Origin of the sequence: Bacillus sp. ISO11 (assembly GCF_003458115.1) — a bacterium.
GTDB classification, from domain to species: Bacteria; Bacillota; Bacilli; order Bacillales; family Bacillaceae_G; genus Bacillus_A; species Bacillus_A cereus.
Genome location: NZ_QXCO01000053.1, coordinates 1 through 23,053, shown reverse-complemented (window position 1 = coordinate 23,053; position 23,053 = coordinate 1). Strand labels below are relative to the sequence as shown.

Sequence of the window (23,053 nt, the reverse complement as noted above, 5' to 3'; positions counted from 1 at the left end):
ATGACGTATTATAATCATTATAGATATCAATGGAATTTAAAAAAGATGACTCCTGTTGGATACAGAAATCATCTTCTTGATGTTGCCTAACTTTTTTCAAAATGTCCTTTACAAAGGGTACAGATTACTTGTTTCTATAGCTTTTTTTGTTACTATTAATAATGAGAAAAAATAAAGTAGTAGGGGAAATAAAATGAAAAAAACAATTGATCATATCGGAATCGCAGTTCGAGATATAGATAGTACGATACGTTTTTATGAAAATGTGTTACTAGGAACTTTAATAGATCGTTACGTAAGTGAAGCTCCTGGTGTGGAAAGTGAAGTAGCCATTCTTGAAGTGGCTGGAGATAGAATTGAATTACTTGCACCGACAAATAATACAACATCTCCAATTGCCCGTTTTATTAAACAAAAAGGTAAAGGTGTTCATCACGTTGCGTATCGTGTCGATGATTTAGATGTGGCTCTAGAAGAGTTAAAAGAACAAGGTATTCGGACATTAGAGCATACACTACGCATTAATAAGCACGGTAGAAGGTTAATTTATCTTAACCCAGCGGATACAGAAGGAACGATTATCGAGTATTGTGATTATCCGGAAGAGAAATAGAAGAGGGATATTTTTTTAAAGGTGTTACGTAATAACGTAATACCTTTTTATTTATGTATTTCACATTTTCTTCACAAATGATTCACGATAACTTTTCTTCTTTGATAACTTACATAAATATATTTTATGATATAATAACAATCAGCTTTAAAAATGTAAGTTGTATCTATCGTGATAGTTACTATTATATTAGAAGTTTAGAGGTGGAAGAGAAATAAGAGTTATACTTTATAGAAGTTTATATTTAATCAGGTTAATATTTCGCCCGAGAATCAAACTTCGGAAGTTAAAGTAATGAAAATAGAGCGATGAGGAAGAAAGAAGTGAAATGAGTGTGAAAGTAATGAGAAGATTAGGGACATGGCTATTACTTGTGTGTGTGCTTATCATATTGATACCGCAAAGTGCATCTGCTCATGCGTACGTTGTGAAATCAAACCCTACTGAAAATGAAACATTGAAGAAAGCACCATCTGTTGTAAAAATCGAATTCGATGAGGACATACAAGTTTCAAGTTTTAATACATTGTACGTGAGAGATACATCAGGTAAAAGGGTCGATTTAAAAGATGCTCATATTGATAAAAAAAATAAAAAGCTATTAGAAGCTGGATTAAAAGACAATCTCAAAAATGGTCTTTACTCTATTCAGTGGAAAGTGATTTCAGCTGATGGACATCCAATTCAAGGAGTTATCCCGTTCCGGGTTGGATTAGCGGAAGCGGAAACAGACGATATACAAGTGGAAGAGATGGGCTACGTCCCACAAATCGATATGATTATGGAACGTGGAATTTTATATACAAGTTTCTCACTATTTATAGGAGTGCTATTCTTTAATCTTATTATGTATAAAGGCAATGCAACCTCGGTTCGATCAAGGAGTAAGAACATAATATGGATCTCTTTATTTGGGATATTGATTAGCTTGTTATTCAATCTACCACTGCAAGCGAAAATAAATGCTGATGTTTCATGGCTAGAAGCATTCAATCCTTTACTATTAAAAGAAACATTACAGCTTTCTGTTTTTGGTTATGTATGGATTACTCAAATGGTTCTCATTAGTACGCTTATAATTGTTACGTATTTTGCGGTGAAGCATGAGAAGTTTTCGTCGTTTAAAGTATGGAGTATTCCAATACTATTGTTTATAGGGTTACTTGTTATGAAGGCCTTTAATAGTCACGCATACGGTTTAAAGTTTAAAGACATTGCTGTCGTTATGGATTTTCTACATTTATTAGCAGCTTCATTATGGGTTGGTGGTTTATCATCTATTATTCTTCTTTTATGTAAAGAGGATAATAAGTGGCATATGTATTGGGATATGATTAAGCGTTTTTCACCGTGGGCAACAGGTGCTGTCATTGTGATTTTAATAACAGGCCTTTTTAATAGTACATTTTTTATTCCAACAATCCACTCGTTATTTGATACGAAGTATGGATTGGCTTTATTAGCAAAGATACTATTATTTATTTTCATGGGGATATTGGGAATTATTCATTATGTGAAAGGGAGAATAAGAGCGCAGCAAGGATTAGGAGCTACGGTGAAAGTAGAGTTTGTCATTGGAATTATCATTTTCGTAATCGTAGCTTTTATGACAAACGTACAAACACCGCCGATGCCTCCTACTGGACCATTTACAGAGAGTAAGCAATTAGATAATGGATATGAACTTACGCTAAATGTAAGTCCGAATAAGGTAGGACAAAATAAATTCCATATTACACTAAAGGACGAAAAGGGACAGCCTGTTACTGATATGGAACAAATGATATTGACGACTCAATCATTAGATATGAACATGGGGAAAGGTTCATTTAAAGTTTCAGTAGTTTCACCAGGAGAATATGAAACAGAAGGTATGTATATTAATATGACAGGAAACTGGAATATACATGTTCATGGATTAACAAAATCTCTTGATAGTCTCGATACAGATTTTAAATTTATTGTCGGTGGCAGATAAAAAGAAGCTATGTATGAAAAGGAGCTAATAGAAAATGAAACGTATAAAAAAATTAGGAACAACAATGATCGCAACAATTATTGCAATGGGAATGTTTTCGTTACCTGTTAGTGCGCACGTCACTGTAAAACCAGCAACTTCTGACGTTGGTTCTTGGGAGACATATACGATAAAAGTACCAGTTGAAAAAAATGTAGCAACAACAAAAGTTACACTGAAAATACCGTCTGGAGTAGAGTTCCAGCAGTATGAACCAGTGCCAGGATGGAAAGGTGAGGAGCAAAAAGATACAGCTGGAAAAGTTAAAACTGTAGTATGGGAAGCAACAGGAGAAGGGATTTTACCCGGTCAGTTCCAGCGATTTACTTTCGTCGCTAAAAATCCGGATAAAGAGCAAAAAATAGCTTGGGACGCATATCAACAATATAAAGATGAAGAAATTGTTGAATGGACAGGCGATGAAAAAGCTGAAAAACCGCATTCACTTACTACAATTGCAAAAGGTACGTCATTAACAGGAGAACATGGTGAAGTTTCTAGTGTAGAAAAGAATGAAGGTACTAGTAATATGCAATTGATAGCAATTGTTTTATCTATTTTTGCGATAGTATCGTCGGTAAGTGCGTGTGTTTTTGTAGTACGTCGTAAAAAGTAAGACGTAAGAAAGAGCCTACAAACAGTAGGCTCTTTCTTACGTTTATTTCAATTCAACTTGCTGCCTTACAGCAAGTGTTTTCGGTTTTATATTTACAAAACAAATACTCACAACAATAAATAATAGTCCGATGAATAAGCTAATGGTAATAGCCTCATGTAAGAAAATTGAACTTACAATAATAGCTATTAGTGGAATGAGGAATGTATAAGCCCCAACTTTACTTGCTTCACCAGCTCCAACAAGTGTGAAGTATGCAAGCCACCCCATTGCAATAACAAAGAATGAAATAAAGAGAAGTACGCTAACAAATGGCATACTCCAAGCGATACTAGACCAGCTTTCAAACTCTGTACCAAATCCAATTAAGCAAAGTCCACCAATAATAAGCTGAAGTGTTACCATCCAAATGGCATTAACACGGTGGCCAGTCTTCTTAATAAATACTGTGCCAAGTGCCCAGCCGATAGCGCATCCTAACGCGAGAAGGATTCCAATAATAGAAATATGTCCTGTTAAACTGCTTGAGCTAATAACACCTACACCAATAAATCCGAGAACAAGCCCAAAAATTTTCAAGCCGTACATTGATTCTTCAAGCCATATCCACGAGAAAATACCGAGTAAAACTGGTTGTAGGAATACAATGGCGGAAAATAACCCAGCAGGCATATATTGAAGGCCGACAGTTTGTAACCCGTAAAATATAATGATGTTAAGTAAAGAAGAAATAACGTATAAATGCCACGTTTCTTTTAAATGTAACTCTTTGTATTTCGGTAATGCGAACAGAAGTAAAATGAATCCTCCAATTAAAGTTCGAACGCCTGCAAATAAAACAGGTGGTGTATAATGCAGGGCAAACTTTGATAAAGGCCAATTGATTCCCCACATGAAAACGAGAAAGGTAAGGATGATGGCCGTCTTAGTTCGAGAAAGCTGTGTCACTGAAAGACCTCCTTGTTGTTATTCATTTCACTATGATATGATATCGACTGTAATAAATAAAATGAATCTTTTTTATGAGGAGTATAAGTGATTAGTTATGACCATTACACAACTGCAAGTATTAATAAAAACTGTTGATTTAGGTAGTTTTACGAAGGCTGCCAGGGTGTTAAATATGACGCAGCCAGCTGTTAGTCATGCGATTTCAAGTATTGAGTCAGAGTTAGGAGTTACTATTCTTATACGTGATAAACGAAAAGGGCTACTCGTTACGGATGTAGGAAATAGGATTCTTGTACATATTAGAGAGATTTTGAACGGTGTAGCGAAGATTGAACAAGAAGTTGCGATGGAGAAAGGACACGAAGTTGGGACGATTCGAATTGGGAGTTTTCCGAGCGCTTCTGCACATTTCTTACCCAAAATGATAAACCTTTTTAAGGAAAAGTATCCGAACTTAGAAGTAGTTCTTTGTGAAGGGACGATTAAAGAAGTTGAAGATTGGTTAGTATCGAGGGTTATTGATATAGGGATTGTTATTTTGCCTAATAAAGATATGGAGATTGTTCCATTAACGAAGGGGAAAATGGTTGCTATCTTAAGAGAGGATCATCCTCTCTGTAAGAAGGACGCTCTTACAATTTGTGATTTAGAGAATGAACCGATCATATTATGTAAGGGTGGATACGAACCACCCATTATTGATATGTTTAAACAAGCAAACGTACCACTTCGGGCTGAATATGTAATTTCGACAGTTACTACAGCTTTAAATATGATTCAAGAAGGATTGGGCATTGCAATATTAGCTGAATTATCTTTAACGAATTTACCAAAAAATGTGCAAACGAGAGAATTGGAACCACAAGTATGGAGAGAAATTGCTTTAGCTGTTCCTTCATTAAAGGATTCTTCAATCGCTGTGCAGCTATTTATTGAAGAATTTCAATCGCTATTTGCAGAATAAAAAGAGGTGTCTCATATATCATAATGGGACACTTTTTAATTTACTTATAAAAAATCTATGAAAAGGATTGACTTATTTTTTAGTTGTAACTATAATGATTACATCGAGGTGGTGATTACGATGAAAATTAGTAGCCGCTTTTCCATAGCTGTTCATATTTTATCTATTTTGAAAAACAATCCATCTTCACATTGTACTTCAGACTATATGGCTGAGAGTGTTAATACAAATCCAGTAGTCATTCGTAAAATCATGTCGTACTTGAAACAAGCTGGCTTTGTTTACGTAAATCGTGGACCGGGTGGCGCGGGATTACTAAAGGATTTATATGAAATCACATTGTTAGATGTGTATCATGCAGTGAACGTAGTCGAAGAAGACAAGCTATTTCATATTCACGAGAAACCGAATCCAGATTGTCCAATTGGGGCGAATATTCAAGCGGTGTTAGAAATCATTTTAATTCAAGCACAATCCGCGATGGAAGAAGTTTTGAGAAATATTACAATGGGGCAGTTGTTTGAAACTTTGCAAGAAAAAATGAATGCTTAAATCATATTTATATTTTTTTGTCATTAATGTAACTGATTTGATTACAACGATAAAGGTAAGGTGTAAAAGTTATGACTGTAAAAATGAAAGTATACTCAGATTTTATATGTCCGTTTTGTTTTTTAGCAAAAGGTCCATTAGATGAGGTAGCGAAAGAGAAAGATGTAGAGATTGAATGGATGCCATTTGAATTACGTCCAAGTCCATATTCAAAAATAGATCCATGGAATGAACCAGAAAAATTAGGTTCATGGGATGCTTTCATTCTTCCGACAGCGAAGAAGTTAGGAATTGATATGCGCTTGCCACGTGTTTCACCACATCCATATACACATTTAGCTTTCGAAGGATGTCAATTTGCAAAAGAACGTGGACTAGGTAATGAGTATCATCACCGCGTATTCACAGCATTTTTCCAAGAAGAGCAAAACATTGAAGATATTGATGTGTTAACAAAATTAGCGGTAGAAGTAGGACTTCCTGAGGCGGAATTTAAAGATGCTTTAGTAACTCGTAAATATAAAGAAAAGCATCAAGAAGCAATTCAACACGCATATGATGAAGCGAATATTATGGCTGTTCCAACTGTCATGATTGGAGATGAAGTCATTCAAGGGCTTGCTAGTAAAGAAACACTAGAAAGGGTCATTGATAAAGAAATTGAAAAGGATAAAACAAATTCATTTGAAGGTATGCAATGTAATACCGATGGATATTGCTAATTCGCTTGTTATGAAATAACAAAATAAATTATAAAACAAACATTTGGAGGAATTAAAATGTCAGCAACTACAACAAACTTAAAAGAAGCAATCGTGAACCGCCGTTCAATTCGTAAAGTAGCAAAAAACGATGCAATTACGAAAGAAAGAATTGAAGAAGTGTTAAAAATAGCTTTACACGCACCAACATCTTTCAATATGCAAAGTGGTCGTATGGTTGTATTAATGGATGGAGAGCATGAAAAGTTTTGGGATATCGTTAAAGAAACACTAAGAGCCCGCGTACCAGCAGAAAACTTTGAAGCGACTGTAGAAAGACTAAAAGGCTTCCATGCAGGTGTAGGAACAGTTCTATTCTTTGAAGATCAAGCAACTGTAGAAAAAATGCAAGAAAATGCGCCATTATATAAAGATCAGTTCCCATTCTGGTCTCATCAAGGAAATGCGATGTTACAACATACTGTGTGGATGCTATTATCTGCTGAAGGAATTGGAGCGTCATTACAACATTACAACCCAATCGTAGATGCTGAAGTGAAAGAAACTTGGAACATTCCGGCAGAGTGGAGCTTAGTAGGTCAAATGCCATTTGGTGAACCAAACGAACAACCAGCAGAAAGAACGTTCTTACCTACTGAAGATGTAGTGAAATTTTATTAAGAAATACAATATGTAACGAGAAGGAAGCTGTGCTTAAAAACAGCTTCCTTTTTTGTAGTGGTGTTAATTTATGCGTATTTAGGGAAGAAATATAAGAAATAATACGGTGAGAAGGGAATTAGAAAAATGAATGATGAGAAAAAATATACAGTGGTAGGTACTGATGTTGAGGAAGTAAAGCGTTTAAATAAAAATTCAGGGTTAACGTATAATCAAGTGAAAGAAATGTTAGCAAAGCAAATGCAAAAAAAGAAGTAATTAGATTGAAATCTTTCATTTTTTCATTTAGCATTTTGATTGGAGAGAGTTAAGTAAAAGGTAACTCTCTTTTTTGTATAGCTAAGCATCTTATAGAGTGGAGGAAGCAACATGAAGAAATGGGTAAAGGTAACGCTGTCTATCACTGGAGGCATTGTCTTATTAGCGTGTGCTGGTGGATATTACGTGTATAAAAATTATTTTCCAAAGGAACCTGAGCGTATTGTATATGATAAAGAAAGAGTGCTACAACCGATACATAATCAGCTTAAAGGAATCAATATAGAAAATGTAAAGATAAAAGAAAAAGAAGTCGTAAATGCGACTGTAGATGAGCTTCAAAAAATGATTGATGATGGAAAGTTGTCATATGAAGAATTAACGAGTATTTATCTCTTTAGAATACAAGAACATGATCAAAATGGAATAACATTAAATTCTGTTACAGAGATAAATCCTAATGCGATGGAAGAAGCAAGAAAGTTAGATCAAGAGCGGGGTAGAAACAAAAATTCGAATTTATATGGTATTCCTGTCGTTGTAAAAGATAATGTACAGACGGAAAAAGTGATGCCGACTAGTGCAGGAACTTATGTATTAAAAGATTGGATTGCAGATCAAGACGCAACAATTGTGAAGCAGTTGAAAGAAGAAGGAGCATTTGTTTTAGGAAAAGCGAATATGTCTGAGTGGGCGAACTATTTATCTTTTACAATGCCAAGTGGGTATAGCGGGAAGAAAGGACAAAATTTAAACCCGTACGGTCCGATTACATTCGATACTTCAGGATCAAGTTCAGGATCTGCTACAGTAGTTGCAGCAGATTTTGCACCGCTTGCAATTGGAACAGAAACGACGGGATCGATTGTTGCACCCGCGGCGCAGCAATCAGTAGTTGGGTTACGTCCATCTTTAGGTATGGTAAGCAGAACAGGAATTATTCCGTTAGCTGAAACTCTTGATACAGCAGGACCTATGGCAAGAACGGTAAAAGATGCAGCAACATTATTTAATGCAATGATAGGTTATGACGAAAAAGATGTTATGACAGAAAAAATGAAAGATAAAGAAAGAATTGATTATACAAAGGATTTATCGATAGATGGATTAAAAGGGAAAAAGATAGGGCTTCTTTTTTCTGTAGACCAACAAGATGAAAATAGAAAAGCAGTAGCAGAAAAAATTAGAAAAGACCTTCAAGATGCAGGTGCGATATTAACTGATAATATCCAGTTAAGTGCTGAGGGTGTAGATAATTTGCAAACATTAGAATATGAGTTCAAGCATAATGTAAACGACTATCTTTCACAGCAAAAGAATGTACCGGTAAAATCGTTAGAAGAGATTATAGCGTTTAATAAAAAGGATAGTAAAAGACGAATAAAATACGGACAAACATTAATTGAAGGGTCTGAAAAATCTGTTATAACGAAAGAAGAGTTTGAAAACGTAGTGCAAACGAGTCAAGAAAATGCAAGAAAAGAGCTAGATAGGTATTTAGTAGAAAAAGGTTTGGATGCTCTAGTTATGATTAATAACGATGAAGTTCTTCTATCAGCTGTAGCTGGTTATCCGGAATTAGCGGTTCCTGCTGGATATGATAAAAATGGAGAACCAATCGGTGTAGTGTTTGTAGGGAAACAGTTTGGTGAAAAAGAGCTTTTCAATATTGGATATGTGTATGAACAGCAGTCTAAAAATAGAAAATTACCTAGTTTATAAAAGATTATATGAAAAATAACTGGAATCTAACAATATGAAAAGAAAAAAAGGATTCTTCTCAATTAGTAAGAAAGATTGTCTATAGGAGTTCATAAAATGTAATATATTCAATTTCCATCCATTGAAGGGGGAGGTTAATTCTTAATGAATGAAGTAAAGAGTTTTTTTCGAAGTAGAGGGTTTCAACGGTTTCTCGTTTTAATAATAGTAGCGCTTGTATTATACGCATTAAAAAGTATGATTAATTTAATATTAATTACGTTTATACTGACGTTTTTAATGGATCGATTTCAACGTTTTATTTCAAGAAAATTGAAAGTAAACCGGAAAATTGTTATTGCATGTTTATATATAATATTGGTTTCCTTTATAGGCACAACGTTATATAAATATTTACCTGTGCTGACGATACAAATTTCACAATTAATTTATCAGTTTAAACTATTTTTTCAAAATCCACCTGATAATGAAATCGTTAAATATGCACTTTCGACAATTAATGGGATGGAAGTATCAAAATATATAGAACAAGGTGTAGATGTCATCTATCAATCGATAGCAAATATAGGGAAGGTAAGTTTACAAATATTATTATCTCTAATTTTAAGCTTATTTTTCTTATTAGAAAAAGAGCGTATTATTACATTTACATCTAAGTTTAAAGATAGTAAGTTAAAAATCTTTTATGAGGAAATTGCATATTTTGGTGAAAGATTTGCAAGATCGTTCGGCAAAGTAATTGAGGCTCAGTTTTTAATTGCCGTTGTAAATTGTATTCTTACTGTCATTGCATTAATCGTTTTAGGATTTCCACAGCTACTTGTATTAGCTGTTATGATTTTCTTACTAGGGTTGATTCCTGTTGCAGGTGTGATTATTTCTTTGTTTCCACTTTGTATCATTGCTTACAACGTAGGCGGAGTTATGTACGTAGTATACATACTCGTATTCATAACAGTAATCCATGCTCTTGAAAGTTATTTTTTAAATCCGAAGTTTATGTCTGCAAAAACAAATTTACCAATATTCTACACATTTATGATTCTTATCTTCTCAGAGCATTTCCTCGGAATATGGGGGCTTATTATCGGGATACCAATCTTTATCTTTTTATTAGATGTACTTGATATAAATAATGAGGATGCGACTAAAAAATAAGAAATGATAGAAAATCACTAAAAAGTCATAGGAGATAATGAAAATAAAAAGCAATCCAAAATAAATTGGATTGCTTTTTATCTTAATTAAAGAACCGGAGCCATTGTTTCTTTCAATACTTGAACAGAGTGGTCGAATTTTAATTCTTCATCTTCACTTAATTCAACCTCTAAAATTTCACGAACACCGCCGCGATTTAAAACAGCAGGTACCCCGATATAAACATCTTTTTGACCGTATTGACCTTCTAAGTAAGCTGACACAGTTAATACACTATTTTCGTCGTTTAAAATTGCTTTTGTAACACGTAGAAGTGACATACCGATACCATAATAAGTTGCGCCTTTACGCTCAATAATATGGTAAGCTGCATCACGGACGTTTATGAAAATTTTGTCTAAATCTTCTTGATTATACGTGTTGTCTTTTTCAAGCAGTGTTTGTAGTTTTTGGATACCAACGGAAACATGGCTCCAAACTGGAAGTTCAGTATCGCCGTGTTCTCCGATAATATAAGCGTGAATGTTGTGTGGACCAATATCGAAGTACTCACCTAACATATAGCGGAAACGAGCAGAATCAAGCGTTGTACCAGAACCGATTACACGTTCTTTCGGTAAACCAGATTCTTTCCAAGTTACATAAGTTAAAATATCTACAGGGTTTGTTGCGATTAAGAAGATGCCATCAAATCCGCTATCCATAATACTGCGAACGATTTGTTTAAAGATTTTAGCGTTTTTCTCAACTAAATCTAAACGTGTTTCGCCTGGCTTTTGTGGTAATCCAGCTGTAATAACTACAAGGTCAGCATCTTTACAATCTTCGTAGCTGCCTTTCCATACTCTAGTTGGAGCTGGGGCGAATGGAACAGCATGACTTAAATCCATTGCTTCCCCTTCAGCTTTTGCTTCATTTACATCGACTAAAACAAATTCTTCAGCTACGGCTTGGTTAATCATGCAGTAAGCATAACTACATCCAACTGCTCCTGTTCCTACTAATACAACACGGTTAATACCTTTTTTCATTTCAAAATTCCTCGCAATTTCATTGGTTTTGTTATGTAAGATAATACGTCTTACTTCTATAGAGTCATATCTAGTTTATTACATTTTATAAAAGATATTCAAGTATTTGAAAATGTATCCGTGCAAATCTGCGAACAAAACATAGGAATTCAGTGAACCGAATATAATTCAGTAAAATCCTTTGTAAAAGGGGAAATGGTATGGGGAACCCATTAACAATGGAAGAAATGCTTCATATTATTCATGCAGGGCTTGTTAAAAAGAATAACCCAAAACGGATTACGATTGCAGGTGCAGGGATTTCTGGATTAGTTGCAGGGTCTTTATTAAAAGAGGCTGGGCACGAAGTAACGATTATAGAAGCAAATAACAGAATAGGTGGCAGAGTGTATACGATTCGGGAACCATTTAGTGTGGGTTTATATTTTAATGCGGGACCGATGAGAATCCCTGACACCCATAAGTTAACCTTAGCGTATATTCATAAATTTAAACTACCTTTAAACCTTTTTATAAATAAAACTTTTGCAGATATCATTTATACGAATAACATTCAAACGAGATTGAATGTGTTTGAAAATGATCCAAGTGTACTTGAATATCCGGTTTTGGATAAAGAAAGAGGAAAAACGGCAGAAGAGCTAATGATTGAGGTATTAGAACCAATACTAAATTATATTAAGAAGGATCCTGATAAAAACTGGCTTATCGTTGAAAAAAAGTATAAAACGTATTCGCTTGGTTCATTTTTAATGGAGTATTATTCAGATGGTGCAATAGATATGATTGGGGTACTTCTTGATATGGAAGCTTATATGGGAATGTCCTTAATTGAAGTATTACGTGAAATGATTTTCTTTACTTCAACAACGAAATATTATGAAATAACTGGTGGAATGGATAAGTTATCGAATGCATTCTTACCACAATTAAGGGAACATATTTTAATGCAGTATAAGGTTGATAAAATTATACAAGAAGATAATAAAGTAATGTTACAAGGAAATCATGAACAAACGTTAGAGCAATTTACAATAACAAGTGATTTTGCTATTATTACAATTCCATTTTCAGCGTTAAGGTTTGTAGAAGTTCAGCCATACTATTTATTCTCTTATTTTAAAAAAAGAGCAATTCGTGAATTAAATTATATTGCTGCAACTAAAATTGCAATAGAGTTTAAAAGTAGATTTTGGGAGAAAGCGGGACAGTGTGGAGGTAAATCTATTACTGATTTACCGATACGTTTTACATACTATCCGAGTTATGGCATTCATACTCCAGGACCAGCTATCGTTATAGCAAGTTATACGTGGGCAGATGAGGCGTTAACATGGGATAGTCTCCCGCAAAGAGATCGTATTCGTTACGCATTAAAAAATTTAGCGGAAATATACGGTGACATCGTCTATAGTGAGTTTGTCACTGGAACATCTTTTAGCTGGAGTAAAAATCCGTATTCTTGCGGTGCATTTACAGCTTTCGAACCAGGCCAAGAGCTCGAGTTATTTCCGTATATTACACCACCATCTGGAAAAGTACACTTTGCAGGAGAGCATACGACATTAACACATGGATGGATGCAAGGGGCAATTGAGTCTGGAGTTAGAGTTGCATATGAAGTAAATGAACAGTGAATCTCTTATATTTACAAATGGTCATTCTTTTAATAAAATGATAAATATAAATCGTAATTATTACGCTTTGAATACATTTGAAGTAAAGAAATGGATGGTCGGTTGAATGAATAAAGTGGAGATTCATATATTAGGTGGTTTTTTAGGTAGTGGAAAATCAACATTATTACAAAATTTATTGTTAGCAGAGAAAAAGAAGAATAGAAAAGTTGCAGTATTAATGAATGAAATTGGTGAATACTCGGTAGATACAGATATTATTGGAAAAGAGAATGTTTTAAGAGAACTTCTTAAAGGATGTATTTGTTGTACATTAAAAGAAGAGCTTGAAATACAATTACATTCGTTATACCAACAAGAAAGACCAGATGTAATTTATATAGAAACGACAGGTGTTGCGCATCCAATTGAAGTGTTAGACGCGTGTGTCTCGCCAATTTTAGCTCCTTTTCTGGAAGTGAAATCAATTGTAGTCGTTTTAGATGCAGTAAGGTGGTTAAACCGAAGTATATTAAGTGCAAATGTACAACAGCTATTGCATGAGCAACTTAAATTTGGTAGTCACATTCTTGTTAATAAAGCAGATTTACTAACAGATGAAGATAAGAACACAGTATTTGAAGAAGTAAAGGCAATAAATAATCATGCGAAAATGTATGAGACAAAGTATTGTAATATATCTTTAAAAGATATAGAAGAAGCAGAATTTCCAAATGATGAGGAACATGAGACACTACATGTCAAACAGCATTTACATATACAAACGATGACATATCAATTTACGAAACCGATTGATCAAGACAAATTATATGAATGGCTTTCGAATTTACCAGATAGTATTTATCGAGTGAAAGGTTTTGTGAAATTCCGTGGAGATAAATACCCTCACCTATTCCAATATTCGTTCGGAGTACCAACTTTATTAGAACAAGACTTCGGTTTCCCGACAAACTTAGTAGTAATAGGAGAAGGACTAGATAAGAAACAATTGGCTGAAGGGTTAGAGAAAGTAGAACTTAACTCTAATTAAGGTGAAAAGACTAACTTAAAAAATAAGTTAGTCTTTTTGTATGATCATTACTGAAATGAAACAGTATTTTCAATTGGATTGCAGAATATATATTGATTGTATGTCCGTTTCCATTACATAGGAAGGTGATTATATATTTGTGCCGAATGTAGAGGGTACTACAAGAGTTTTCCATTATCTATCGAATTAGTTAGTCATGATTACGGACAGGGGATTTTGGCGTGTTTGATTCTATCAGAAAGTAAAGTATGGGGAGGATCACAATGTCGATGAAAAAACGTAAGTGGCTAAAGACAATGTTTACTGGTTGTGTTTTAGGTTCGTTATTAATAACGGCAGCTTGTTCAGGAAAGAAAACAAGTACAGAGGATGAAAAAACGATTAAGGTAGGAGTTCTTGCTTCTTTAACAGGACCGCTAGAATCGTATGGAAAACAAACAGTGAACGGATTTGAATTAGGGTTAGACTATGCAACTGGTGGAACTGGGAAAGTAGATGGGAAAAAGATTAAGTTTGTTGTAGAAGATACAGAAACGAAAGCTGATGTAGCAGTTAAAAAAGCTACGAAGTTATTAGAAGAAGAGAAAGTTGATTTTTTAGTTGGATCGTCTAGTTCAAGTGATACGTTAGCGGTTTTACCACTGGCCGGGGAATATGAAAAGATTATGGTTGTAGAACCGGCAGTTGCGGATAGTATTACCGGGAAGAACTGGAATAAATATATTTTTAGAACTGGAAGAAGTTCCTCACAAGATGCGATTGCAGGAGCAGCGGCAATTGCGAAAAAAGGTGTAAAGATTGCGACATTTGCCCCAGATAACGCTTTTGGTCGTGAAGGGATTGCTGCATTTAAAGCGGGTGCGAAAAAATTAGGTGCGAGCATTGTGAATGAGCAATACGCGGATACAAATTCAACAGATTTTACAGCGAATATTCAAAATATCATTAGTTCAAAACCAGATTATTTATTTATCGTTTGGGCAGGGGCAAATTCACCTTGGAAACAGTTGAAAGATATGAATGTGGAAGCGCAAGGTATTAAAATTTCTACAGGTGCGCCAGATATACCAGCATTAAAAACAATGGATGCATTAGTAGGTATGCAAGGTTTTTCTGTATATTATCACACACTTCCAAAAAATAAAGTGAATGATTGGCTAGTTGAAGAGCATAAAAAACGTTTTAATGGTGTAGTGCCAGATTTGTTTACAGCGGGAGGAATGTCAGCAGCAATTTCTATTGTAGAAGCCTTAAAGAAAACAAAAGGTGATACAGATGTAGATACCTTGATTAAGAAAATGGAAGGAATGGAATTTGATACACCGAAAGGAAAGATGAAGTTTAGAGAGAAGGACCACCAAGCGATGCAGACGCTGTATTCTATCACATTGAAAAAGCAAGATGGTGTTGATTATCCGGTGCCAGTGTTAGAGCGAGAATTAACGATGAAAGAAACAGAACCACCAGTTCAAAATAAATAGACTGAATTTTCTGTTGTTTTTGTATAAAGAGGGGGGACCCTCTTTATACATATTTCCTTCATACTCACGGCTTTAAAGGGAGGGATTTCGTGACACATTTGCTAGAGACGAAAAATCTTAGTGTATCTTTTGGTGAACATCAAGTTATTAAAGATGTAAATTTAACTGTCCAAAAAGGAAAGCTCATTTCTATTATCGGGCCAAATGGTGCGGGGAAGACAACATTATTTAATTTACTAAGTGGACAGATTTCACCTACAACAGGTGAAGTGTATTTTAAAGGGCAAGATATTACAAAACTATCGATTTCAGATCGAACACGCTTAGGAATCGGTCGCTCTTTTCAGCTTACAAACATATTCCCAGAATTAACGGTACTTGAAAATGTCCGTTTAAGTGTTCAATCATTCGTACAAGATTACTATAGTTTTTTCCCGAGTTCAGCAAAATTAAAGCAACAAGTTGGAGAGGCGAGACGTTTCTTAAAAACAGTATTACTTCACGAGAAAGAGAACATATTAGCGAAAGATTTGGCACATGGAGAGAAAAGAAAGCTAGAACTTGCGATGTTATTAGCTTTAAAAACGGATGTGTTATTACTTGATGAGCCGACGGCAGGTATTTCGGTTGAGGAAGTCCCTGCTATATTACAAGTAATTGAAAATATTAAGAAACATCCAGAGAGCACAATTGTACTTATCGAACACAAAATGGATATGATACTAGGTTTGTCAGATCATCTTATCGTTTTATTTCATGGAGAGTTATTGGCTGAAGGATTGCCAGAAGAAATTATGAAAGATGAGCGTGTACAAAGTGCTTATTTAGGGGGATTATATAGTGGCACTATTACAAGTGAATAGTATAGAAACGTATTTAGATCAGTTTCATATTTTGCAAGGAGTATCTCTTACTGTTGAGAAAGGGACGATTACTGTACTGTTTGGTAGAAACGGGGCAGGGAAAACAACGACATTACGTTCAGTTATGGGGTTTCACCGGATTGCAGATGGTGAAATTTATTATGATAGTGCAAAAATAAGTGGATTACCTACACATTTAATTTCAAGGAAAGGAATAGGATATGTACCAGAAAATCAAGGTATTTTTCATGATTTGACAGTAGAAGAAACATTCGCTCTTGCTAGGGGGAAAGGTGAAGAAGTAGAAGGGAAAATAGAGTGGATGCTGGAACTATTTCCGGATTTAAAGCAGTTTTGGAATAAGAAAAGTGGGCTCTTGAGCGGAGGGCAAAAGCAAATGTTGGCTATTTCAAGAGCGTTTATTAATAGTGATGGATTATTACTTATTGATGAGCCGAGCAAAGGGCTATCCCCGATAATGGTGGAGAAATTAATGGTAGCTATTTTGAAGATGAAAGAGAAAACAACAGTTTTACTTGTTGAGCAAAATTTTATGATGGCTAGTCAAATTGGTGATTATTTTTACATTATGGATAACGGACGAATTGTTCATAACGGTTTTATGAATGAATTAAAAAAGGATAAGGAAATGTGTCATAAATATTTAGGAATCTCTTAACATGAATCCGAGGTGAAAAGGGTGGATGTGTTAATCAATTTATTTGTAAATGGGATTTCAACAGGGATGCTCATTTTTTTGTTAGCATCAGGTCTTTCACTTATTTTCGGTCTAATGAGCGTTTTAAACTTTGCACACGGTGGTTTATTTGCATGGGGAGCATTTACAGGTGTTTGGTTATTTAATATGACAGGAAGTTATATATTAGCTTTAGTTGGAGCAGTAGCCATGGGAATGTTCCTAGGATTTATTTTAGAAAGGTTTCTTATTAGACCGGTATATGGAAATCATGTTCGACAGCTGCTCGTTACGCTTGGAGGAATGCTCGTTCTTAGTGAGTGTATTAAAATATTTTGGGGGCCAAACCCTATTAGTGCAAAATTACCGTTATGGTTACAAGGAAGTTTTACATTCGGAGGTATTATATTAATTAAATATCGTCTATTTGTTATTTTGATTGGGATAATTATTTACATCGCACTACTACTATTACTTAAAAAGACGAAGATAGGTCTTATGATCCGTGCAGGTGTAATGGATAAAGAAATGGTTCAAGCGCTTGGTATTAATGTAAAAGCGATATTTTCTTTCGTCTTTTTATTAGGAGCAGGGATGGCAGCTTTGGGAGGATTCTTATTAGCACCGTATTCGGGCGTTATTTTCGCCGAGATGGGCATGCAGTATGCAATTTTAGCTTTTATAGTAGTAATTATCGGTGGATTAGGAAGCGTACAAGGTTCAGCTATTGCTTCTTTAATTGTCGGATTAGCTGGTGCTTTTACAGCGTATTTTATACCAGATGTATCACTTGCAATTAATATGTTAATGTTACTATTTTTCTTAATAGTGAAGCCAACTGGACTTGTTAGTGAAAAGGGGTGAAATGGTGAACAACACATCGGACCGAATTAAAGTATACTTCGGAGTATGTATGCTCATTTGTTTAAGTGTATTTCCGTTCGTAAATGATTCAAGGAGCTTGTTAATTTTGTTCACTCAAATCTTCATCTTTGCTATTTTTGCAATGAGTTTTGATGTATTGCTTGGGTATACAGGAATTGTATCGTTCGGTCATTGTATGTTCTTTGGGATAGGAGCATATGGGGTAGCGCTTTTATTTGATCGACAAGGCGTATCAATAACGAACTTTTTAATTGGAATAGTAGCTGCAATTATCATTTCAGCAATCGTTAGTTATGTAATTGGTTTACTTTCTTTACGGCTGAAAAGTCATTTTTATGCAATGTTAACACTTGCTATTTCACAGTTGTTTTTCGTCCTTGCTGAAAAATGGCGTGGGCTCACTCACGGAGGAGATGGTTTTACATTTGGTGTACCAGACGTATTCCGTAATCGTTTTACGTTTTATTATGTAACACTTATATGTTTACTTATCATTTTTGTTCTCTTACGTCTTTTCACCAAATCTTCTATTGGAAAAGTATTAAAAGCAATTTCACAAAATGAGCAACGTGTTGAAGCACTCGGATATAAAGTGCTTCATTATAAAATTATTGCTAGCATTGTTGCAGGAGTAGTAGCTGCGATTAGCGGTGGTTTATTTGTGATCACATTGCGTTTTGTCAATACGACTGTATTTTCAATTGAAATGACATTAAATGCACTCTTGATGACGATGATTGGTGGGGTTGGAACGTTAATTGGAGCAATTGCAGGAGCTGGAATTATTGAAGCCCTAAAATATTATTTATCAGAACTAGCTACAGAGTATCCGATCTTTGAACGATGGACGATTATTCTTGGTTTATTGTACATTATCGTATTGCTAGTTTTCCCGAAAGGATTAGTTGGCACGGTTAAGGGGCTGAAGAATATGAAACGGAATAAGAAGGAGAAAAGTGCAGAAGTGGAGCAAAATGTGTGAAAAATCAATTGTATAGAATATGAAAATCCCTCTTTTAGATTCATAAAGGAGGGATTTTTTATTAACCAAATAGTTCATCAGGGATTTGTTTGAAAGAGTTTTGATTTGTAAAAAAATGAACAGCTAATTTCTCAACTGGAACATCTTCAATTGGTACCAATTTATCATTTTTAATCGGTAAAAAAGCTATTCCTTTTCCATCATCAATAAACGCTTCCATAAGCGAATAAGAATCCAACTGTTGAAGTTGTTGCTGAGATAGATTATTTTCTTTTAGAAATTGTATTGTCTTATTTCTAAAAGGGCACTTTTTGTCATTGCTAACGAAGAAAATTTCTTTTGAATAATCAATGGTACATTTTTCTTTCGCTTTTAATAAGCCTACAGAAATTGAGGTCGTGAACACTTTTTTAAACGATGCGTCAGGATAATCCTCATAAGTTATGACCATATCAACTTTTTGTTGCTGAAGTAATTTTTGCAAATGACTACTACTTTCTACATATATTTGATAATTTCTGAAGTTTTCTTCAATACGCTTACTTAAATAATTTGTCAAAATAGATTGTGACGTCGCTATTATATAAGAAGAACCACTCGTTTTAATTTCATCTTTTACTTCTTCTAATAGAGTTAATATTTTATTCGTGTAATCTAATAAAATGTCACCAGCAGGTAACAAGGAAACACCTTTGTTATCTCTATGTAGTAAAGGCGTTTCTAATTCTTGTTCTAATTTTTTGATTCGCTCAGTTACGTTCGGTTGAACATATCCTAACTCTTTAGCAGCTTTACTAATAGAAGCCTCACTGGCAACAGTTTTGAATATAATAAGATCATTTATTTCCATATATCTCAGCCCCTTATGCACTATCATTATAAATGATACCAAACATAATTTATACCTATTTTACGTTAGTCAATCATCGGTTTATCATTATGTATATAGGATAGAAAGTGAGTGATAAACATGATTGGAATGCAATATAAGGTCATTTTGCCAAAGGATTATAATATAAAGAATATTAGGAATAGGGTAAAGGATAATGGGCATAAAACTGATGGTTTTCAAGACCTGAATTTTAAAGCTTATTTAATTACTGAGGTAGGTAAGGACGGGAATTTCTATAACTGTTATGCACCTTTATATATTTGGAATGGCCATGAAGGAATGAACAAATTTATCTTTGAAGGATATTATGATAATATTTTACAATCTTTTGGATGGCAACAAATAAATATAGGTGTTCCATTAGTTGTTAATCTAAGTGATGGATTTAAGAAAAGTAGATATGTTGTTGAATATGCGGGAAGTATTTCTCAAAGTAAAACACTGATTGGGACTCAATTAAACACGATGAATGAAAATGTACAAAACAATGAAAAGTGTTTAGGGGACGTAATCGTTTATAATCCGGATAAATGGAGATATAGTAGGTTTGAGTTTTATGAAGAGAAACCTGATATTGTAGTGAATAAAGGTGTTACAGTATATGAGATTTTACACATTTCACGATGAAATTTTGTTGTATATTAAAAATAAGAAAAGGAATGAAAGTCTATGCCTTTTGTGAAGATTTATTATCCTGAAAACATATTAAATGAAGAAGAGTTGGAAAAAATGGGTGAATGTATCCATCTTTCATTAATTGAACATTTTAACATCCCTGAAAATGATTATTTTCAAATGTTCTTACCTTACCAACAAAACAAATTTTTATATAATCCATATTATTTGTTGGAAAGAGGAGAAAAGAGAACAGAGAATATGATTTATGTTTCTATTACATGTGGACCGGGAAGAACGGTGCAACAGAAAAAAGATTTGTATCAATCGGTATCCTTAAAAATTACGGAATATTCCGATGTTAAAACTTCGGATATTTTTATTACATTAAATGAGACAGCTGCTGAAAACTGGTCATTTGGTCAAGGAATAGCACAAATGGTGAAAATAAAGGGAGAAAAAAATGAAAAACGAACTTATTGAAGTACATATTAAAAAGAAAATGAGAGAAATGTCACCTGCATTTGCTCATTATAGTGAAAAGATATTATTTGAGGAAGTGTGGCGGGATGCCACTTTAACATTAAGAGAAAGAAGTTTGTGTACTGTGTCAGCACTAATCAGTCTCGGTAATACAGAACAATTACAATTTCATCTGAAGCTAGCTAAACAAAATGGGGTTATGGAGAATGAATTGGTTGCATTAATAACACATATGGCTTTTTACGTTGGTTGGCCAAAAGCTATGGCAGCTTTAAATATAGTAATGAATGAAAGGAAAAGTTAAGAATAATGATAAGTAAGAATTCATGTTTATATGAATTCTTACTTATCATTATTTATGCAATACTCTATCGATATATTTATTACATTTTTTCTTGCTTTTTTATCACTTGCGTAGTAAAGTGATAGTAAGATGAACGCTAGGAAGTGATGAAACATGCGTGATAATACGATAGGATCATTAATATGGTTACGTTTAATACGATTTACGAACCAAAGTAATCAAATGTCAAATGAGTTTTTAAAACGTTTTGATTTAACGACAGCTCAATTTGATGTGCTTTTGCAAATACGTACGTATCAACCACTAACACAAATGGAGTTAGCTGAAAAGGTAACTGTTACACAAGGTGGCATTTCTCGAATGTTAACTCGTCTTGAAAAAGAAGGATATATTGTACGAAAACAAGATTGGAAAACGAAAACAATTAGTCTTACAGAGCAAGGAGAAGCAGCTTTAGAGAGAGCATTGCCAGAGCAACTTGCATTTCAATCTTCGTTTTTTGATGATGTATTAAATGAAGAAGAGCAGAAAATATTATACGAGCTAATGACGAAAGTTCATAAGCATAGTGAAAAAAAAGAATTACCGCAAGAGTAATTTTTTTTACACTATCAATTGACTAATCAAGTGAAGGTGTAGGTAATACGGAGATATACCTGACTTACCAACGTTTTTAGAAAAAAACTAATACTACTTTATTAAAGGGGAGAGTAACTATGGAAAAATACCGTATAGATATAAGAAAAGGAATTGAGTTTGGATTATATTCAATTGGTGATCATGTTTTAAATCCACATAATGGGGAGAAAATTACGCCAGAGAAAAGAATTCACGAACTAATTGAAACAGCTAAGTTAGCAGATGAGGCAGGGCTTGATGTGTTTGCTGTCGGTGAAAGTCATCAAACGCATTTTACAACACAAGCTCATACAGTTATTTTAGGTGCGGTCGCGCAAGCTACGAAAAATATAAAAATTGCAAGTTCAGCAACGATATTAAGTACATCTGACCCAGTTCGAGTATATGAGGATTTCGCTACAATTGACTTGATTTCTAATGGACGTGCAGAAATTGTGGCTGGTCGTGGATCTCGTATTGGAGGATATAGTTTACTTGGTTATGACGTGAATGATTATGAAGAATTATTCGAAGAGAAGATGGATCTTTTATTAAAAATTAATAACGAGGAACATGTAACATGGAATGGACAGTTCAGAGCACCGCTCGCACATGCATCGGTTATTCCGAGAGCGAAAAATAATAACTTACCAATTTGGCGTGCGGTTGGAGGTCCACCAGCTAGTGCAATTAAAGCGGGACGCGCGGGTGTACCAATGATGATAACAACACTTGGTGGTCCAGCAATTAACTTTAAAGTGTCAGTAGATGCTTACCGCGAGGCGGCTGTACAAAGTGGATTTGATTCAGCTAGTTTACCAGTTGCGACAACGAGTTTATTTTATACGGCAAAAAATTCACAAGATGCACTTAGTGAATATTACCCTCACATTAATGCTGGTATGCTTACACTGCGCGGTGGTGGGTATCCGAAACAGCAATTTACAAATGCAATAGATTACCGTGATGCTTTAATGGTTGGTAGCCCACAACAAATCATTGAGAAAATGCTGTACCAATATGAATTATTTGGCCAACAACGCTTTATGGCACAAATTGATTTTGGCGGTGTACCATTTGATAAAATTGAGAAAAATATTGAATTAATTGCTACTGAAATTTTACCAGCCGTTAGAAAACATACAGCAAAATAAATAAAAAAACTGAGAGTCTAATTAAAATGTACCCTATAGAATAGACACTTGAAAAAAGTCTATTCTATAGGGTATTTCTTGTATAATAAAAGGAAAATTGAGATCGGAGAATGTTGAAAATGACAAAAAAACTATTTACAGAAAGAGA

General features: G+C 34.4%; 27 protein-coding genes. 24 read left to right on the top strand and 3 right to left on the bottom strand.

The window, feature by feature from the left end; translation table 11 throughout:
* From D1166_RS29340 to D1166_RS29325, 4 genes are all read left to right on the top strand, one after another.
* Positions 1 to 90 (top strand): IS3 family transposase (locus D1166_RS29340; RefSeq protein WP_093998161.1); only part of this gene is annotated, 90 nt, incomplete at its 5' end.
* Positions 91 to 193: 103 nt separating this feature from the next.
* Positions 194 to 613, top strand: coding sequence for a VOC family protein (locus tag D1166_RS29335; protein ID WP_000750846.1), 420 nt, complete (start codon positions 194 to 196; stop codon positions 611 to 613).
* 328 nt (positions 614 to 941) lie between these two features.
* Complete coding sequence (locus D1166_RS29330; RefSeq protein WP_118043526.1) at positions 942 to 2,591, top strand: copper resistance CopC/CopD family protein; 1,650 nt, start codon at positions 942 to 944, stop codon at positions 2,589 to 2,591.
* 34 nt (positions 2,592 to 2,625) lie between these two features.
* Positions 2,626 to 3,246, top strand: a complete 621-nt coding sequence (locus D1166_RS29325; protein ID WP_097855751.1) for a YcnI family copper-binding membrane protein — start codon at positions 2,626 to 2,628, stop codon at positions 3,244 to 3,246.
* A gap of 42 nt (positions 3,247 to 3,288) precedes the next feature.
* Here the strand turns inward: D1166_RS29325 and D1166_RS29320 are convergent, their stop codons facing one another.
* Entirely contained in the window at positions 3,289 to 4,194 is a 906-nt protein-coding gene (locus D1166_RS29320; protein ID WP_097855750.1) for a DMT family transporter, read from the bottom strand.
* Positions 4,195 to 4,291: 97 nt separating this feature from the next.
* On the opposite strand from D1166_RS29320, the gene D1166_RS29315 reads away from it, so the two are divergent.
* The 7 genes from D1166_RS29315 (at position 4,292) to D1166_RS29290 (ending at position 10,233) form a co-directional block, all read left to right on the top strand.
* Positions 4,292 to 5,161 (top strand): LysR family transcriptional regulator, encoded by an 870-nt coding sequence (locus D1166_RS29315; RefSeq protein ID WP_000156749.1) that lies wholly within the window; start codon positions 4,292 to 4,294, stop codon positions 5,159 to 5,161.
* Positions 5,162 to 5,281: 120 nt separating this feature from the next.
* Positions 5,282 to 5,713, top strand: coding sequence for an Rrf2 family transcriptional regulator (locus D1166_RS29310; protein ID WP_000704063.1), 432 nt, complete (start codon positions 5,282 to 5,284; stop codon positions 5,711 to 5,713).
* A gap of 71 nt (positions 5,714 to 5,784) precedes the next feature.
* Positions 5,785 to 6,435, top strand: a complete 651-nt coding sequence (locus D1166_RS29305; protein ID WP_000216673.1) for a DsbA family oxidoreductase — start codon at positions 5,785 to 5,787, stop codon at positions 6,433 to 6,435.
* A gap of 57 nt (positions 6,436 to 6,492) precedes the next feature.
* The gene (locus D1166_RS29300; RefSeq protein WP_069605405.1) at positions 6,493 to 7,095 is read left to right on the top strand and encodes a nitroreductase family protein; all 603 of its coding nucleotides are present in this window, start codon (positions 6,493 to 6,495) and stop codon (positions 7,093 to 7,095) included.
* A gap of 126 nt (positions 7,096 to 7,221) precedes the next feature.
* Positions 7,222 to 7,353, top strand: coding sequence for a hypothetical protein (locus D1166_RS32030; protein ID WP_000997344.1), 132 nt, complete (start codon positions 7,222 to 7,224; stop codon positions 7,351 to 7,353).
* Positions 7,354 to 7,464: 111 nt separating this feature from the next.
* Complete coding sequence (locus tag D1166_RS29295; protein WP_097855749.1) at positions 7,465 to 9,075, top strand: amidase family protein; 1,611 nt, start codon at positions 7,465 to 7,467, stop codon at positions 9,073 to 9,075.
* A gap of 144 nt (positions 9,076 to 9,219) precedes the next feature.
* Positions 9,220 to 10,233, top strand: coding sequence for an AI-2E family transporter (locus D1166_RS29290; protein ID WP_001006597.1), 1,014 nt, complete (start codon positions 9,220 to 9,222; stop codon positions 10,231 to 10,233).
* A gap of 86 nt (positions 10,234 to 10,319) precedes the next feature.
* Here the strand turns inward: D1166_RS29290 and D1166_RS29285 are convergent, their stop codons facing one another.
* Entirely contained in the window at positions 10,320 to 11,264 is a 945-nt protein-coding gene (locus tag D1166_RS29285; protein ID WP_000715321.1) for an L-lactate dehydrogenase, read from the bottom strand.
* 200 nt (positions 11,265 to 11,464) lie between these two features.
* Between D1166_RS29285 and D1166_RS29280 the strand changes: the two genes are divergently transcribed.
* From D1166_RS29280 to D1166_RS29245, 8 genes are all read left to right on the top strand, one after another.
* Positions 11,465 to 12,901, top strand: a complete 1,437-nt coding sequence (locus D1166_RS29280) for a flavin monoamine oxidase family protein (RefSeq protein ID WP_000528025.1) — start codon at positions 11,465 to 11,467, stop codon at positions 12,899 to 12,901.
* Positions 12,891 to 13,007, top strand: a complete 117-nt coding sequence (locus tag D1166_RS29275; RefSeq protein ID WP_001987043.1) for a hypothetical protein — start codon at positions 12,891 to 12,893, stop codon at positions 13,005 to 13,007. Before D1166_RS29280 ends, D1166_RS29275 begins: the two co-directional genes overlap by 11 nt.
* Positions 13,008 to 13,931, top strand: coding sequence for a CobW family GTP-binding protein (locus D1166_RS29270; RefSeq protein ID WP_074624958.1), 924 nt, complete (start codon positions 13,008 to 13,010; stop codon positions 13,929 to 13,931). It begins immediately after the preceding gene.
* 263 nt (positions 13,932 to 14,194) lie between these two features.
* Positions 14,195 to 15,412 (top strand): substrate-binding domain-containing protein, encoded by a 1,218-nt coding sequence (locus tag D1166_RS29265; protein ID WP_000062005.1) that lies wholly within the window; start codon positions 14,195 to 14,197, stop codon positions 15,410 to 15,412.
* Positions 15,413 to 15,501: 89 nt separating this feature from the next.
* Positions 15,502 to 16,275 carry an ABC transporter ATP-binding protein gene (locus tag D1166_RS29260; RefSeq protein WP_000149337.1) on the top strand — a complete coding sequence of 258 codons (774 nt, stop codon included), beginning with the start codon at positions 15,502 to 15,504 and terminating at the stop codon, positions 16,273 to 16,275.
* Positions 16,253 to 16,954, top strand: coding sequence for an ABC transporter ATP-binding protein (locus tag D1166_RS29255; protein WP_097855748.1), 702 nt, complete (start codon positions 16,253 to 16,255; stop codon positions 16,952 to 16,954). Before D1166_RS29260 ends, D1166_RS29255 begins: the two co-directional genes overlap by 23 nt.
* Before the next feature lie 21 nt (positions 16,955 to 16,975).
* Complete coding sequence (locus D1166_RS29250) at positions 16,976 to 17,836, top strand: branched-chain amino acid ABC transporter permease (RefSeq protein WP_097855747.1); 861 nt, start codon at positions 16,976 to 16,978, stop codon at positions 17,834 to 17,836.
* Positions 17,837 to 17,885: 49 nt separating this feature from the next.
* Positions 17,886 to 18,839 carry a branched-chain amino acid ABC transporter permease gene (locus D1166_RS29245; RefSeq protein ID WP_118043527.1) on the top strand — a complete coding sequence of 318 codons (954 nt, stop codon included), beginning with the start codon at positions 17,886 to 17,888 and terminating at the stop codon, positions 18,837 to 18,839.
* A gap of 61 nt (positions 18,840 to 18,900) precedes the next feature.
* Here the strand turns inward: D1166_RS29245 and D1166_RS29240 are convergent, their stop codons facing one another.
* A complete protein-coding gene (locus D1166_RS29240) occupies positions 18,901 to 19,689 on the bottom strand; it encodes a LysR family transcriptional regulator (RefSeq protein WP_097855745.1) in 789 nt (262 codons plus the stop codon).
* A gap of 120 nt (positions 19,690 to 19,809) precedes the next feature.
* Here D1166_RS29240 and D1166_RS29235 point away from each other — a divergent pair, with 120 nt between their 5' ends.
* From D1166_RS29235 to D1166_RS29215, 5 genes are all read left to right on the top strand, one after another.
* Positions 19,810 to 20,358 (top strand): DUF4865 family protein, encoded by a 549-nt coding sequence (locus tag D1166_RS29235; protein ID WP_097855744.1) that lies wholly within the window; start codon positions 19,810 to 19,812, stop codon positions 20,356 to 20,358.
* 42 nt (positions 20,359 to 20,400) lie between these two features.
* Positions 20,401 to 20,829, top strand: coding sequence for a tautomerase family protein (locus tag D1166_RS29230; protein WP_097855743.1), 429 nt, complete (start codon positions 20,401 to 20,403; stop codon positions 20,827 to 20,829).
* Entirely contained in the window at positions 20,810 to 21,133 is a 324-nt protein-coding gene (locus tag D1166_RS29225) for a carboxymuconolactone decarboxylase family protein (protein WP_016117610.1), read from the top strand. The genes D1166_RS29230 and D1166_RS29225 overlap by 20 nt, the downstream gene beginning before the upstream one ends.
* A gap of 153 nt (positions 21,134 to 21,286) precedes the next feature.
* Positions 21,287 to 21,730: a MarR family winged helix-turn-helix transcriptional regulator gene (locus D1166_RS29220; protein WP_001205523.1), complete on the top strand. Its 444-nt coding sequence runs from the start codon at positions 21,287 to 21,289 to the stop codon at positions 21,728 to 21,730.
* A 119-nt stretch (positions 21,731 to 21,849) separates the two neighbouring features.
* Complete coding sequence (locus D1166_RS29215; protein ID WP_000417541.1) at positions 21,850 to 22,905, top strand: LLM class flavin-dependent oxidoreductase; 1,056 nt, start codon at positions 21,850 to 21,852, stop codon at positions 22,903 to 22,905.
* The last annotated feature ends 148 nt before the right edge of the window (positions 22,906 to 23,053 follow it).

Coding starts and splice junctions, on each gene's coding strand:
- D1166_RS29335 (WP_000750846.1), top strand. CDS start 194: ATGAAAAAAACAATTGATCATATCGGAATCGCAGTTCGAGATATAGAT.
- D1166_RS29330 (WP_118043526.1), top strand. CDS start 942: ATGAGTGTGAAAGTAATGAGAAGATTAGGGACATGGCTATTACTTGTG.
- D1166_RS29325 (WP_097855751.1), top strand. CDS start 2,626: ATGAAACGTATAAAAAAATTAGGAACAACAATGATCGCAACAATTATT.
- D1166_RS29315 (WP_000156749.1), top strand. CDS start 4,292: ATGACCATTACACAACTGCAAGTATTAATAAAAACTGTTGATTTAGGT.
- D1166_RS29310 (WP_000704063.1), top strand. CDS start 5,282: ATGAAAATTAGTAGCCGCTTTTCCATAGCTGTTCATATTTTATCTATT.
- D1166_RS29305 (WP_000216673.1), top strand. CDS start 5,785: ATGACTGTAAAAATGAAAGTATACTCAGATTTTATATGTCCGTTTTGT.
- D1166_RS29300 (WP_069605405.1), top strand. CDS start 6,493: ATGTCAGCAACTACAACAAACTTAAAAGAAGCAATCGTGAACCGCCGT.
- D1166_RS32030 (WP_000997344.1), top strand. CDS start 7,222: ATGAATGATGAGAAAAAATATACAGTGGTAGGTACTGATGTTGAGGAA.
- D1166_RS29295 (WP_097855749.1), top strand. CDS start 7,465: ATGAAGAAATGGGTAAAGGTAACGCTGTCTATCACTGGAGGCATTGTC.
- D1166_RS29290 (WP_001006597.1), top strand. CDS start 9,220: ATGAATGAAGTAAAGAGTTTTTTTCGAAGTAGAGGGTTTCAACGGTTT.
- D1166_RS29285 (WP_000715321.1), bottom strand. CDS start 11,264: ATGAAAAAAGGTATTAACCGTGTTGTATTAGTAGGAACAGGAGCAGTT.
- D1166_RS29280 (WP_000528025.1), top strand. CDS start 11,465: ATGGGGAACCCATTAACAATGGAAGAAATGCTTCATATTATTCATGCA.
- D1166_RS29275 (WP_001987043.1), top strand. CDS start 12,891: ATGAACAGTGAATCTCTTATATTTACAAATGGTCATTCTTTTAATAAA.
- D1166_RS29270 (WP_074624958.1), top strand. CDS start 13,008: ATGAATAAAGTGGAGATTCATATATTAGGTGGTTTTTTAGGTAGTGGA.
- D1166_RS29265 (WP_000062005.1), top strand. CDS start 14,195: ATGTCGATGAAAAAACGTAAGTGGCTAAAGACAATGTTTACTGGTTGT.
- D1166_RS29245 (WP_118043527.1), top strand. CDS start 17,886: ATGCTCATTTGTTTAAGTGTATTTCCGTTCGTAAATGATTCAAGGAGC.
- D1166_RS29240 (WP_097855745.1), bottom strand. CDS start 19,689: ATGGAAATAAATGATCTTATTATATTCAAAACTGTTGCCAGTGAGGCT.
- D1166_RS29235 (WP_097855744.1), top strand. CDS start 19,810: ATGATTGGAATGCAATATAAGGTCATTTTGCCAAAGGATTATAATATA.
- D1166_RS29230 (WP_097855743.1), top strand. CDS start 20,401: ATGCCTTTTGTGAAGATTTATTATCCTGAAAACATATTAAATGAAGAA.
- D1166_RS29225 (WP_016117610.1), top strand. CDS start 20,810: ATGAAAAACGAACTTATTGAAGTACATATTAAAAAGAAAATGAGAGAA.
- D1166_RS29220 (WP_001205523.1), top strand. CDS start 21,287: ATGCGTGATAATACGATAGGATCATTAATATGGTTACGTTTAATACGA.
- D1166_RS29215 (WP_000417541.1), top strand. CDS start 21,850: ATGGAAAAATACCGTATAGATATAAGAAAAGGAATTGAGTTTGGATTA.